This is a genomic window from Draconibacterium mangrovi, from assembly GCF_010586825.1.
In the GTDB taxonomy this organism is placed as follows: Bacteria; Bacteroidota; Bacteroidia; order Bacteroidales; family Prolixibacteraceae; genus Draconibacterium; species Draconibacterium mangrovi.
In genome coordinates, this window is the sequence record NZ_JAAAGB010000003.1 from 1 (window position 1) to 14107 (window position 14107).

Consider the following 14107-nt stretch of genomic DNA (forward strand, 5'->3'; position numbering starts at 1 on the left):
AATTTTAAATGACAACTTCTCGTTTTGTGAAGATCAGCAGCCCGTTTTAATTGAAACATTTCCCGAAGGCGGAATCCTTTCCGGTGCTGGCGTTTCAGGTCTATATTTTGATCCGTCAGTTGCAGGACAGGGAACGCACACTTTAACTTACACCGTAACAGAAAACGCATGTACTGGAGAAACAGAATTCCAGGTAATTGTAGATTCTGTAATTCATCCTCAAATTTTAAATGACAACTTCTCGTTTTGTGAAGATCAGCAGCCCGTTTTAATTGAAACATTTCCCGAAGGCGGAATCCTTTCCGGAGCTGGCGTTTCAGGACTTTATTTTGATCCGTCAATTGCCGGCCCCGGAACGCACACTTTAACTTACGCGGTAACAGAAAACGAATGTACTGGAGAAACAGAATTCCAGGTAATTGTAGATTCTGTAATTCATCCTCAAATTTTGAATGACAACCTTTCGTTTTGTGAAGACCAGCAGCCCGTTTTAATCGAGGCTGTTCCCGAAGGCGGAATACTTTCAGGTGCGGGCGTTTCAGGTCTTTACTTTGATCCGTCAGTTGCAGGACAGGGAACGCACACTTTAACTTACACAGTAACAGAAAACGAATGTACTGGAGAAACAGAATTCCAGGTAATTGTAGATTCTGTAATTCATCCTCAAATTTTAAATGACAACCTTTCGTTCTGTGAAGATCAGCAAGCTGTTTTAATTGAAGCTATTCCCGAAGGTGGAATACTTTCAGGAGCAGGCATTTCTGGACTTTATTTTGATCCGTCAGTTGCAGGACAGGGAACGCACACTTTAACTTACACAGTAACAGAAAACGCCTGTACTGGAGAAACCGAATTCCAGGTAATTGTGGATTCTGTAATTCATCCTCAAATTTTAAATGATAATCTCTCGTTCTGTGAAGACCAGCAAGCTGTTTTAATTGAAGCATTTCCGGATGGTGGAATACTTTCAGGCGCTGGTGTTTCAGGGCTTTATTTTGATCCCTTGGTCGCAGGGCCGGGAACGTATTCTCTAATTTATACTCTTACAGAAAACGGCTGTATTGGAGACATTGAAATTCAGGTTGTAGTTTACGAAATAACAGAAGTTGATCTTGGTCCTGATCGGATTTTGGGAATAGAAGATTCAATATCATTTCAAATTCCGAACCTTGATTGTTCAATTCTTTGGTGCGATGGTACAACAGAGACTAATCTTACACTTCTTGCCAGCGAACTGGGTTTGGGCATTCATCCGATTTGGGTAAAAGTTTTCAATGAAAGCTCTTGTTATTCATCAGATACGATGCTGGTTACCGTAGAAAATTTAAATGCAGTTCCGGAACATGAGGATGCCGACGAAATTCTGATCTATCCAAACCCCACAAATAAAGGATTTACAGTACAATTAAATCAAAACGAATTTATTGAGGAGCTATTACTCTTTGGGGCTACCGGTGAGATGCTAATGAATAAGCAGGCTGCAACAAGCTCCTATTTCGATATTTCATTTCTATCAACAGGTGTGTATTTTATAAAACTAAAAACAAACCTGCGAACGGCACGAATATGCCTACTAAAATTATAACGAGCTATGAATTGGATTAATATTTAAACGAATAAAAAAGATTACCGGCAGCCGTCAAATCGATAATGGCTGCAGACGATAAAATCGATAATAACAAAAAATACATGTCATGAAAACACAACAATTGTTATTTAAAATTGCCATCCTGGCTATCGTTCTCATGCTTTCAACTTGTACTGATAGTCAAAAAGATGAAGATCTTACGGTTTCCGATAATACTGAAGAAGAGTCGTTAAAAAACAGTTCGCTGTTACAGATTGCTCCTTTAACTGAAACAGACAGTCTTGGACTAATTTTTATGCGGGAAGAAGAAAAGCTTGCGCGCGATGCTTACCTCGAATTATACTCGAAGTATGAGCACCAGGTTTTCAATAATATCTCGCAAAGCGAACAGACTCATACCAATGCTATTTTGAATTTATTAGAATACTACGATCTGGACGATCCGTTTATCGACGAAATCGGAGAATTTGAAGATCAATCACTGGCTACCCTTTTCGAAGAGCTGATGATATTAGGAGCTATTAACCTGGATTCAGCGCTGGTTGTAGGAGCGCTTATTGAAGAAACGGACATTGAAGACATTGCTATTCTTGTTAAGGCAAGCAGTGTTGAAAACATTATACAGGTTTATGAGAACCTGCTTAGCGGATCGGAGAATCACCTTCGGGCTTTTGTTCACGATCTGAATAAAAGAGGAATTGATTATCAACCACGAATATTACCGATCGATCAGTTTAACGATATTATAAATAACTAATCTCTGACTTTCAACGAATGAAAATCTCCTTTCTTTAAAAGCTAATTCGGAGCGTTATTCCGGATGTGTAGTTTTGAGGATGCGAACAATAGAATCCTCCCGGAATTAACTCCAACTGAAAGGAATCGGCGAACTGGACTTTTCGTATTCTGTCGATACGTGATATTCCGGTCATGTACATCGTAAATCCGATTATGGTGGCTGCTACTCCCACTGTCATCAAAGTAGCCACTGTTACGCACAATACACTTGTTCCGCCCGACGAACAATCGTCGTTTAGTGCTGCTCCGCCCAAAATCCCTATTAATCCTGCCGCGCCCCCTGTTATAGCCAAAAATTCCCCTCTTCGTTCCAGGTTAATCGCTTTTTGATAATACAGATTAAGTTCCTCTTCCGAAACCTGTTGCAGATTTTTTACAGAGTAAGTTCGTTGAGCATTGCCGGCAAATACCAGCAACATAAAAAATAATCCGGTGATTAATAACTTTTTTATAGTTGTTCATTTTTGATTTAATCAACAAGTTACAAAATAACATGCTGATATTCAACAGCAAATAAAAATACCCACCGTTAAGCAATCTTCATTCCGTTATTATTTTATTGATTGCTAACAATCAATGTATGAACTTCTTAAAAGAACCTGAATGTTAAATAAGTTTAGTGCTTCAGATAAACCCCTGTAGACTTTCGGCTAAATAAGTCCCGGCCTATACCAATGCACTCTAATTCCGGAACTTCATCCATGTAACTCAAATCACGGTTCCTACTCAATACCAATACATCTTCGTGTTTGGCCAGGTAGTTTCTTAAATCCTGCTCATTTTGAAAAACAGGAATTCTATTTGGTGAATAAAAAGCAAACGCATGGTGGAAATCTTTGTAGGCAACCACTTCCTTATGAGCACTTACAATTTTCCCATATTTTTGAACCGGTGACTGATCATCCAGAACCTGAAAAGGCTTCCAAAAAACAATAAATGTCGTTACCATAAAAGCAGCGGCAATAGCAAGCAATCCATACTCTGAAGATTTTTTTCTTAAAGCCAAGGCCGCAACTGCTCCGATAGGTAGCATTATCATAAACCAGGCAATCCAACGGACATTTTGCAACTCAGAATATTTCATGAAAAAGAATACTGCAATTGGTATTATTATGGCCAAAAACACCATTATATAAGTTTCAATCCTCGTTTTGCGATGCGATTCCGGATGATTACTGAGTACTGCAATAGTATTCCCAATCATCAAACTCAAAAAAGGATAAGCCGGCGAAGTATAATTTATCAACTTGGTTTGCGATACAGCATAAAAACCAACAACAACTAGTGTTGATAAAGCGGCCATCACCATCAACGGATTGTTTTTTCGTTGCTGCCAGGTTTCTTTAAACGCACGAATCGCAAATACAGTAAATGGGAGCAAACCTGCCAGTACGAAAATAAAAGGCATTATAAACGGTCCGTGATGCCCACTTATGCCGGAATCAAACCGATTTAAATTATGCTCGAAAAAGAATATTCGTGTCCATTCTCCACCAGTTTTTACATGCACTGCATAGTACCAGGGCAAGGCCACGGCCGCAACCAACAGAATACCCCACCATGGTTTTAGTTCCAGGATGCGTTTCCAGGTAAATGTTTTTGTAACCAGCATAAAAAGCAAAACTGTTAGTCCCGGCAACATTAAGCCAACCGGTCCTTTTGCAAAAATCCCTAATCCCAGGAAAATATACATCAAAGCAAACCACTTCCATTTACGCGAATGCCAGCCTTCATAAAAAAAGTATATGGAAAGCGTATGACAAAGAATGAGATATGGATCGGGTGTGGCCAGCCGGAACTGGATTATGAGATGCAGTGAAGCCAGCATGGTTAAAGCCGACCACCATGCAGCTTTCTCGCTCCAGTGGCGTCGTGCAATCCAGAAAGTTGCCAGTACAACCAATAAACCGCACAAAGCCGAGAAAAACCGGGCACCAGCTTCGTTTATACCTAATAAATAATACCCGGCAATCATTCCGTAATATTCCATTGCAGGTTTATCCGTCCGAAGTTCTCCGTTGAAAGTTGGAACAATCCATTCCTTATTTTGCATCATTTCGCGCGCACATTCGGCATTTCGTGCTTCTGCCCGCTGAAAAACACTTGTTCCTCCCAAAAACGAGAAAAACAACAAACCACTAAACAACAGAATCAATAAAAAATATCTCATTACTTAATTTTATACACAAAACTATGATTTCACGACTTTAAACAAGCGAATTCTTCTATTGTTTTAATAAAAATTGTATGCTTTTTTTTCACTTCAGTCAACTTTTTTAACACCAATTTTAAATTAGATCCTTTCACAAATTTATCTAATTACTTCCCGTTTTGTACAGCCCATTCTACACATCGCAAAAGGTAATTTTCGTACATTTTATTTCCTTGTGATTCCTCATTTCTGTTCGTGTAAAAATCCGTAATCCATTTATCAATGGCCGGACTCTCAAAATCAACAGCTTCAACACTGTTCAACACCCAGGTACGCTCCATCATCGTACTATTTTCATCGTTAAGAATTCGCAAGTAGATCTTTTCTGCCAGTTCTTTTTCTCCCATGTGATACAATGATTCACCGATTAAAACTGCTGTAGCAGCTGCATCTTCACCGGCCGCAGCTTTTAATGCCGGCAATGCCGGTTCCGCATTATCAATATGAATCAATAAGCCGGTAGCCCCCCAGTAACGTATTGCTGAATCCTCATGTTTAAGCAATTCAATGTAGTCTGGAATCGATTCGTTACCCGGCTGAGTTGCCAGTTCTGCAGCTGCCAATAATTCATCAAACGGACAAGCTGAAGACCGCATGTAATCATACATCGATCCATCTCCTGCCCTTTTCGTGTATTCTGTTTCTGGTATCAACGCCACATCCCTGATCTCCTTCATCCAACGAACATTCTCTTTTCGCATACGTTCCAGTACGACTTTGTAAACCGGATCATTGGCCAGATTATACAATTCGTTCGGATCGTTCTCCGTATCGTAAAGCTCTTCAACAGGTTTGGTTTGAAATGCCATACTTTGCAAATCGTTACACTTTCCGGCCAGGTAATAATCTTTCCACGATTGGGCAGAACGGGCATTAAACAAATAAGCCAGATGCTGCAGGTAAATCCTGAAAGGCATATAATTACGAATGTAACGGTACTTTTTGTCTCGCACAGCCCGGCTCATATCAATACGTTCATCCATCCGGCTGCGGGTCATATGAACATATTCAGGCTCGGGTTCAACTGCATTGCCCAGAAAAGCGTTGCCTTGCATGTAACCCGGTTTTTCGGCACCAATTATACTTAGCAAAGTTGGAGCAAGATCCACAAAACTGATATTGCGATCAACTGCATCGCCTGGTTTTTCAGCAGGAAAATAGTTTTTATACTTTTCAGGAATACGAATAATAAACGGCACCCATGTTCCGGTTTCGAAAATATAACGTTTGCTGCGCGCCAGCACTCCGCCATGATCGGAATAATAGAATACGATGGTATTATCGGCCAGTCCGCTTTCTTCCAGCTCTTTTAACAGGTCGCCAACCTGCGCGTCCATATCCTCCACTTTGTCGTAATACTGCGCCCAGTCATGTCGCATCTCTTTCGTGTCGGGATGATGCGGTGGCAAAACCACATCTTTCGGTTTGTGCCTTAATTCATCATCAGGAATAAAAGGAAAGATCTGGCTTTCGTGCGTTGTTGTTAAATTGAATATGGCAAAGAATGGTTTGCCTTCAGGACAGTTTTTCCAATGTGCCTTTCGGCTGCACTCGTCCCATATGCTGTTGTAATCGCCTGCAAAATTATAATCGGTTTTTACATTGTTGGTGCAGTAATAACCGGCTTTTCGTAACAGCTCGGGATAAGGAATAACCGACTCCGATTTCGGATAGGTGCTTCTCATTGGCTCGTTTCCGTTCGATGCGGCATAAACACCAGTAATGATAGTATTTCGTGCAGGTGCACAAACCGGACAGTTGGCATAAGCATGGGTATAACGGAATCCTTCCGATGCCAGTTTATCGAGGGTTGGCGTAGTTGCAAAGGCATCGCCGTAACACCCTAAATACGGACTGTTATCTTCGCTGGTGATCCACAAAATGTTTGGCCGGTTTTGCTGAGCACGAACTTGCATACTCAACAATAACGTAAATAATAAAACGATCCGGCTGATTCTTGACTGATTCAATTTTAGCATTTTGGTTTAGTTTTTTAGCTGATTTAGAAAGTTTAATAAACAGTATAAAATTAACGGAAATAGTAACAATAACAATCCAGACGCAGATTATAAATCGTTGCTATTGAAGGGAGGGCACTATTTCATTATGTCTGGTAATCGGTTTTATCGCGATCTTCCTCCCAATTTTCAGGATTTGAAATGATATAATTGCAAATGCGTTCAAACGATTCGTTGTTTCGGATAATCTGATCGTGATACCGCGATTGCCAGGTAAATTCAGGATTTGTTTTTCGGGCACGTGTTGTTACCCCAATTTTAAAACCACGTATTATTGATGCCAAATTTTTACGTTGCGGGCCAAATTGGTTGGCCGGCGGTGGCGTTGTTGGTAGAGACGCAATGCATTGCGTCTCTACGGTGCCATCCGCGCCGTTTCCATTGCCGCCGTCATCATCATCGGTATTATATTGATTTTTACCAATTATAATAATGGCATGAAAATGATTCGGCATAATAATGTATTCCCCCATGGTTAAATTCATATCGCGGCGCAAATCAAATGTTTTTAACCATTCGGTTTCAGCAATTTCCCCAATTGCCGATAATTGCATTTCCCCATCCATAATATCCCCAAAATAATGTTCCCGGTTTTTGGTGCAAATGGTAACAAAATAGGCCGCATTACGACCATAATCCCAATTTTGTAAACGGGCCGACGAAATGCGGTATTTATTTCTGAATTTGTCGGGCATAATTTATGAATATTGGAAAGGAACGCGATGGAATCGTGCACCCTCCGCTGGCGAGGATTTGCAATCCGCACCTCAGCCAACGGCTGAAAGTTGTTAATTTCAATTCTACCGAATTGCACACCGTCCGTAGGCTGACGGATCGGCGCGAGCGGGGGTAGTTTTTATTTAATATTTTAGTGTCCATAAATTTCCCAGTTAAAATCTAAGTTTGTTTTGCTTTTGTAAGTTTCAATTTTATCTATAATAGATTGTCTGTGAGCAACGCCACACATAAATACGGCATTACTAAATTTAGTATTCATGCAAAACGAATAAATATTACTTAGCATCGAGTTTTCATATTTATCTATATCATTATTAAATGTTTGAATTAATTCGTTATCCATTAAAATACTATTTTCGTATATACGCATTTCTTCATTTAATTTTATACTCACTTCGCTATTTAGAAAATCAAATCCTTGCATACGAGCCTGGGAATTAAAATTGTCTATCATTTTTTGAAAATGAATATTTTGACAAACAAGGTTGGACTTTTCCTCAAACGAATTGGGAAGTCCTTTTCCAAGCACAGGAACATATTCAAACTGGTGTATTCTACTGTATTTCTGAAGAGCTCTTATTTCCAGTTTTTCATGAAATACTCCATAATTCGAAAATGTATGTTGCTGATATTTCGAATAAGTATCTTCAAGAGCTTCAAGAAAAACGACTTCTGGAGTTATTTTTTCTAAGATTTCGCACAATTCATCGGCACTGCATTTCCCAATTTGCTTATGGACTGTACTTATGAATGTGATACTTTGCATTGAATGATTTTTTGAATTATCTCTTGGTTTAAATTGTGCCCAACGGTGATGCTATGAGGTCATGGGGATAAGACGAGAGTCTGACAAGTCCGACCGAAACTGAGGTTGGGACGAGATTCGACTTGTCGCCCCGAAGCTTCGGGGCGCACAAACCCAGCCATGCCTTATTCCACGTGTTGTGTGTTGGCTTTTAAATTTTGTTTCTTTAGATATCATAATATCCAACCATTATTTCAGCAACTTCTGTTCTGTCATCATAAATTTTACTAATATTCTTTGAAATAGCAGTTCCACTTTCAGTAATTGTCCATTGATTATTTTCTTTAGTCATGATGTAACTTTTGTCAATATTATATTTTCCCATAAATAACTTTGCAGACACAGTTACATCTCCAGACTTATTTTCGATTGGCTCACTAATAACCAGATAATTCTTAGTTTGGTGAGTTGCAATCCAAAACATTATTTCATCTGTATTCTTATCTGCTTGTTCTAATTGAGGATTTTCAATATCGATATCCATTTGAATGTGTGAAGTATCCCAATTTGTCGCGGGTAAATGCTGAATTTGGTTAAAAATATACTCTTCAGAATCTTTATAAAACGGATGATTTAAAGGTACTGTAAGATAAGTAAACACCCCAAATCTATTATTCAGAGTATCAAATTCTAAATTATTGTAAGAATTTGCAATCAGGATAATTTTGCCAATTGATATTGTATCATTCGTTTCTTTTATAATAAATGTTTTGGATTCAAGTGTTAATCTGTCCTTCAGTATAATATTCAATAATTCATGATTGCGTTCAATTCTGTCAGAGTCAGTTGAGCAACCTTGTAAAAGAAGAATTATAAATATTGATTTGATTATATATTTCATATCGCTTTTAAGCTTACACACAACGGGTGGTACATGTTGTCGGGGCGGATTTCGGAGAGCGTCTCAGTCCGCCAGCTGGCGGACACGTATCTGCGAAACGAGAATTGAAGCGAAGCGGAAATCGGCCTAAAGCCAATCCGCAGTTGGCGTACCACCGAACCCCGCCCTGCAATATGTACTGCGTTATGCAACGAATTTTTTAACTTGTCACTAAATAGGAAACAACAAATATTCCTATTGTAACAACAACCATAAAGATCATTGCAAACGTTTTATTTTTCTTGTCTGCGTTATTTCTTATTTCAAATTTTATTGCAATTTCATTGAACTGCCTGTCTGTTAGTCCTCTAATTATTTCCGAATTCCTTAGTTTTAATTCTGTCCTTTTATAGTAAAGAAAAAGAATTATTAAAATTGTTGTCCACCCGATGGCAAATGAAAATGGGAACGGGTAACTAGCCTGAAGGTAAATTGCCAAAGCTATTCCACCAAAAAAGATTAATACTCCTACCCAAAGAACTTTTCTTTTATGTTTTTTGAATAAGTCAATGACCATTTCCAAGTTCTTTTTATCATTAACAAGGTCATCAATACTATTGAAAAATTTAGTTTCTCTTCCTTTAATTTTTCCATTACTGAAAAAAACAATAGCTTTTTTAATTTTATGCGATGTGGTATCAAAGTGTGAAAGGTCTATCTGGAAGTCAGAGTTTTTTGTTTTTATTTTAAAATAAATTTTCTCTCCATTTATATCTTCGACTTCCACATCATCAATGGATTTCCATGGAAAAGATTTATTCTCGAATTTTAGATGAATTCCATATTTGTCAATGATAATGCCTGGTTGTCTGTTTTGTAATCTTTTAATTATTGAATAGCCAACATAACAAATTACAGCAAATGGAATTACGATAAAAAAATCAGGTTTTTTAAGTTTAAAAAAGAGCATAGTAATTGCAGCAATGGAAGAATATATTTCCAATTCTGTAATTATGGTCTTTTTGATTTCAAGTTTTTTCATTCCATTTCGGTCTTGTGACGGTCTGTTTTAATTTGTTGCCCTAACTTACTTATCTGTTCATATTTTTCAACTCTACCCACCATAAATTGCTGGATATGTTCATATTTTATGATTTTACAGATCAGAGTCATTAAGAGGGTTTTTATGATTTTTTAAAACTTTTCATACTAGTTAATAAGAACACGAAAACCGTACAATACTTCCATCTGCAGGAAATTATACCAGGTTTAGGCATACAATATTGAATCTTGTAAGTGTTATCTTCTTTTGTTATTTCAGGGCGCGTATTCAACGGGATGATTTTTTGTTTTAAAGTTAGCATTCTGTTTAACAAAAACAATACAGGAGTGACAAATTGAAAGCAAACAAAATATCCATTAAGGCCAAAGCCTTATTCCACGTTGGTTTCCGTAAGCAGATTATCGGGAAAACGCCTAACCAACTGATTACAAGAGCTCCCCGGAGCTCTATTTGAAACTTTCGTAGGACTGCGAAAGTTTCACCGACTACTAATTACTGCTTTCGTGCCGCTACAAGAGCTCCACCGAGTTCTCAAAAGTCCTTTCGTAGGGCTACGAAAGCTTCCCAGAGTCCTATTTAGTGCTTTCGCAGGCGTACGCTGCCATTAAATAGTTCTATTTACTGCTTTCGTAGAGCTGCGAAAGCCTCTCCGTGTTCTCAAAACTACTTTCGTACGGCTACAATGATACTTTTGAGGGCTATTTGGTGCTTTCGTATGGCTACAAAAGGGCCTTAGCCTACACGCCGGACGCGTTAAAACCTTACAACAGGGATATAAACCCTACAGGCAAGCCATTGTTATGCAACGCTAATCGATTAGTCATCAATTTACTGCTTATGCAAAATAACGCAAACCCTGCTGTTGTCATTTATTATCAAATCCAACTTCTCATCTACTATTTCTTAAAAAAGGACAGAAAAACTGATGTATTTTTAAACCTAATTAAGATATTAGCGTCTTATATTGTTATTAAGAACATAATTCAACATGAAACTATTAGAAAACAGATTTTTTGAAGGAGAACGCCCCTTATTTGCAGCAAAAGGTTTACACATTAAAAAAGTTGAAATCGGTATAGGAGAATCGGCCCTTAAAGAAGCAAGCAACATAATAGCTACCGCTTGTACTTTTAGCGGAAAATACCCGTTTTGGCACAATACAAACAGTATTATTGAGGACTGTTTGTTTACCCCCGGAGGCCGGGCAGCTATTTGGTACTGCAAAGACCTGCGAATGGTAAATACCCGCGTAGAAGCCCCAAAAATGTTTCGCGAAATTGACGGATTGTACCTGAAAAACGTAGAACTTACCGATGCACAGGAATGTACCTGGTGGTGCCGTAACATTGAATTTGAAGACGTAAAAGTGACCAATGGCGATTACATCTTTAAAAACAGCGAGAATATAAAAGTTGATAACCTTACACTTCAGGGAAACTATGGTTTTCAGTACGCCAAAAATGTTGAAATCCGAAACTCGCACCTTAACTCGAAAGACGCTTTCTGGAATACCGAGAATGTAACGGTTTACGATTCGGTAATTGACGGTGAATACCTGGGCTGGCATTCGAAAAACCTGCGATTGGTTAACTGTGTAATTGGTGGTACGCAGCCTTTGTGTTATGCCCAGAATCTGGTGCTTGAAAACTGTAAGATGAAAGCGGATGCCGATCTGGCATTTGAATACAGCACCTTAAAAGCCGAAATTTCAAGTCCGGTTGTCAGTGTAAAAAATCCTTCCACCGGCGAAATTATAGCACACAGCATTGGCGAAATCATCTTCGACGAACACTGTAAATGTCCCGGGGGCTGCGAAATCAAAGTTCAAAGCGAAGTAAACGTTAAAGGACTATGCTAAACAAAATCGACAAGAAATCAATACAAATCATTTTTGCCTATTTTCTTATTTATGTGGTTTGGGGTTCAACTTACTACTTCATCGGTTATGCATTAAACGACTTCCCTCCTTTCCTGCTTGGTGCAGTACGCTTTTCGATTGCCGGAGTTCTTCTGCTGGCATGGCGCTATTACAAGGGGGTGAATATATTTGAGAAAAGCCTGGTAAAAAAATCGGCAGTTAGCGGACTTGTTCTGCTGTTTATCGATATGGCGGTGATTATGCTGGCGCAAAGTTATGTAACCAGCAGCCTGGTTGCCATTATCGCGTCCTCCACTACTATCTGGATACTGCTGCTCGATTTCCCCATGTGGAAAAAGAACTTTAAAAATCCGTTTACCATCGGTGGTATCGTACTTGGTTTTCTTGGCGTTTTACTTTTATACCTGGAACAATATCTGAACGAAAATATCGCCGACATTCATAACATAGGAATCTACATCCTTATATTCGGGTGTATATCGTGGGCTTTGGGTACGCTTTACACCAAATACTTTTCGATGCGCGAAACCAGCACCGATGCATTTGCAGGAGCCGCCTGGCAAATGATATTTGCTTCCCTTATGTTTTGGATTTTCTCGACATCGCTTGGAGAAATGAAAACGATAGAAGCCAAAGAGATTTCAATCTCATCATGGGCAGCTGTTGTTTACCTCATTATTTTTGGTTCCATATTCGCCTACACCGCATATATCTGGTTGTTAAAAGTTCGTCCGGCCGCCGAGGTGGCTACTCACGCCTATGTAAATCCGGTTATTGCGATAATACTCGGCGTATCGCTGGGAAACGAACTGGTTACCGGCATACAAATTGGCGGTCTGGTTCTTATTCTTGCAAGTGTAACACTGGTGCAGCTTAACAAGCTAAGGTTAGTCAGAAAATAACTATGAGTAACATTCCTACCCCGCTTTCTTCGCGCGAACGTATTGATTACATGGACTTGCTGAGAGGAATCGCGATCTTCGGCATTCTAATCGCCAATTTAAGGTGGTTCTCGCTTTATTCACCACAAGTGAGCGGGTGGTTTACTTTCGGGGAAATCGATCGTGCAGTTCACCTGCTGCAAGGCGTTTTTATCGAAAGTAAATTTTATACCATCTTCAGTATCCTTTTTGGCTGGGGGATAGCACTTCAGATCAACCGCTCGAAAAAAGACGATGCCTCTACTGCCGCCTTCCTTCGCCGACGACTCTGGTTTATGATGCTTCTGGGCGGATTGCATATGTTTTTTATATGGGAAGGCGACATTGTATTTCTTTACGGATTGGTTGGTTTTGTATTGGTAGCACTCCGGAATTATTCCAACAGAACCCTGTTAATCACGGGTATTCTCCTGCTTCTGTCTCCCGTTTTGCTTTATTTTCTGAAGATGAATCTGCAGTGGGTAAACTACCCTTCCGACTATTTATACAGCCTTGGAGAAAAAGTGTACCAACACTTTGGCTGGATTGATCAGGATACCAGCAGAACAGGTGTTTTAAGTGAAAGTACGGCCATCATGTCAAACATTAAAATTACACTGGCTGATGCGCCTTACCGTTTTGCCTATTTATTTGCCGTTAGCCGCATTCCTAAAGTACTGGGTGCCATGTTAATTGGTTTTTATATTGGCCGAATAAATTTGTACTCTAAAATAATGAAGTACAAAAAAGTGGTATTCAGTGCAACCATTGTTGGATTGATTGTTTTTGTTCCACTCAATTACTGGCTCGAAGGTGTTCTGAAAAATGACACCGCCTATTATCAGCATCAAATCGAAGGTTTGTATTATACCGTTGCTGATTCGCTTGTGGTGTTTCCTTTGGCTTTGGTGTACATGACGGCATTGGCGTTGCTGTTCGAAAAGAAGTGGATTCAGACAATTCTGAACCCGGTGCTGGCTGTCGGTAAAACAGCTTTCAGCAATTATGTATTTCAGAGTATAATCGGAATAATTCTGTTTTATGGAGTTGGTTTTGGTCTGGCTCAGCAATTTGGCCCGCTGGCCTGGACTATTGCTGCGGTAATTATATTTGGTCTCCAAATCATCCTGAGCAATTTATGGCTGAAATATTTCCGTTTTGGACCATTGGAATGGATATGGAGAAGTTTAACTTACCGGAAAATCCAACCACTAAAACTTGCAAAGGATTATTTGAGGATGTAAATTCAAAGTAAAAAGCGAAGTA

At 39.2% G+C, this 14107-nt stretch carries 12 protein-coding genes; 5 read left to right on the forward strand and 7 right to left on the reverse strand.

Annotated elements, in window-relative coordinates; all coding sequences use genetic code 11:
• Together G4420_RS09500 and G4420_RS09505 are read left to right on the forward strand one after the other, a co-directional pair.
• Positions 1-1585 (forward strand): T9SS type A sorting domain-containing protein (locus G4420_RS09500; protein WP_163323419.1); only part of this gene is annotated, 1585 nt, incomplete at its 5' end.
• Positions 1586-1694: 109 nt separating this feature from the next.
• Positions 1695-2345, forward strand: coding sequence for a DUF2202 domain-containing protein (locus G4420_RS09505; RefSeq protein ID WP_163323420.1), 651 nt, complete (start codon positions 1695-1697; stop codon positions 2343-2345).
• A gap of 34 nt (positions 2346-2379) precedes the next feature.
• Here G4420_RS09505 and G4420_RS09510 read toward each other — a convergent pair whose 3' ends face one another.
• The 7 genes from G4420_RS09510 to G4420_RS09540 all read right to left on the reverse strand — a co-directional run bounded on the left by G4420_RS09510 (position 2380) and on the right by G4420_RS09540 (position 10021).
• On the reverse strand, positions 2380-2805 hold the full coding sequence (locus tag G4420_RS09510; protein WP_163323421.1) for a hypothetical protein: 426 nt from the start codon (positions 2803-2805) through the stop codon (positions 2380-2382).
• Positions 2806-3002: 197 nt separating this feature from the next.
• The gene (locus tag G4420_RS09515; RefSeq protein ID WP_163323422.1) at positions 3003-4556 is read right to left on the reverse strand and encodes an ArnT family glycosyltransferase; all 1554 of its coding nucleotides are present in this window, start codon (positions 4554-4556) and stop codon (positions 3003-3005) included.
• 149 nt (positions 4557-4705) lie between these two features.
• Entirely contained in the window at positions 4706-6577 is a 1872-nt protein-coding gene (locus tag G4420_RS09520; protein WP_204273645.1) for a sulfatase family protein, read from the reverse strand.
• A gap of 125 nt (positions 6578-6702) precedes the next feature.
• A complete protein-coding gene (locus G4420_RS09525) occupies positions 6703-7311 on the reverse strand; it encodes a transposase (RefSeq protein WP_163323423.1) in 609 nt (202 codons plus the stop codon).
• A gap of 173 nt (positions 7312-7484) precedes the next feature.
• Positions 7485-8120 (reverse strand): hypothetical protein, encoded by a 636-nt coding sequence (locus G4420_RS09530; RefSeq protein WP_163323424.1) that lies wholly within the window; start codon positions 8118-8120, stop codon positions 7485-7487.
• A gap of 205 nt (positions 8121-8325) precedes the next feature.
• Complete coding sequence (locus G4420_RS09535; RefSeq protein WP_163323425.1) at positions 8326-9000, reverse strand: hypothetical protein; 675 nt, start codon at positions 8998-9000, stop codon at positions 8326-8328.
• A 199-nt stretch (positions 9001-9199) separates the two neighbouring features.
• Positions 9200-10021 (reverse strand): hypothetical protein, encoded by an 822-nt coding sequence (locus tag G4420_RS09540; protein ID WP_163323426.1) that lies wholly within the window; start codon positions 10019-10021, stop codon positions 9200-9202.
• A 1009-nt stretch (positions 10022-11030) separates the two neighbouring features.
• Between G4420_RS09540 and G4420_RS09545 the strand changes: the two genes are divergently transcribed.
• From G4420_RS09545 to G4420_RS09555, 3 genes are read left to right on the forward strand one after another with little or no spacing between them, the layout of a single operon-like run.
• Positions 11031-11900, forward strand: coding sequence for a DUF3737 family protein (locus G4420_RS09545; RefSeq protein WP_163323427.1), 870 nt, complete (start codon positions 11031-11033; stop codon positions 11898-11900).
• Complete coding sequence (locus G4420_RS09550) at positions 11894-12823, forward strand: EamA family transporter (RefSeq protein ID WP_163323428.1); 930 nt, start codon at positions 11894-11896, stop codon at positions 12821-12823. Before G4420_RS09545 ends, G4420_RS09550 begins: the two co-directional genes overlap by 7 nt.
• A gap of 2 nt (positions 12824-12825) precedes the next feature.
• Positions 12826-14085 carry a DUF418 domain-containing protein gene (locus G4420_RS09555; protein ID WP_163323429.1) on the forward strand — a complete coding sequence of 420 codons (1260 nt, stop codon included), beginning with the start codon at positions 12826-12828 and terminating at the stop codon, positions 14083-14085.
• Positions 14086-14107: the final 22 nt, after the last annotated feature.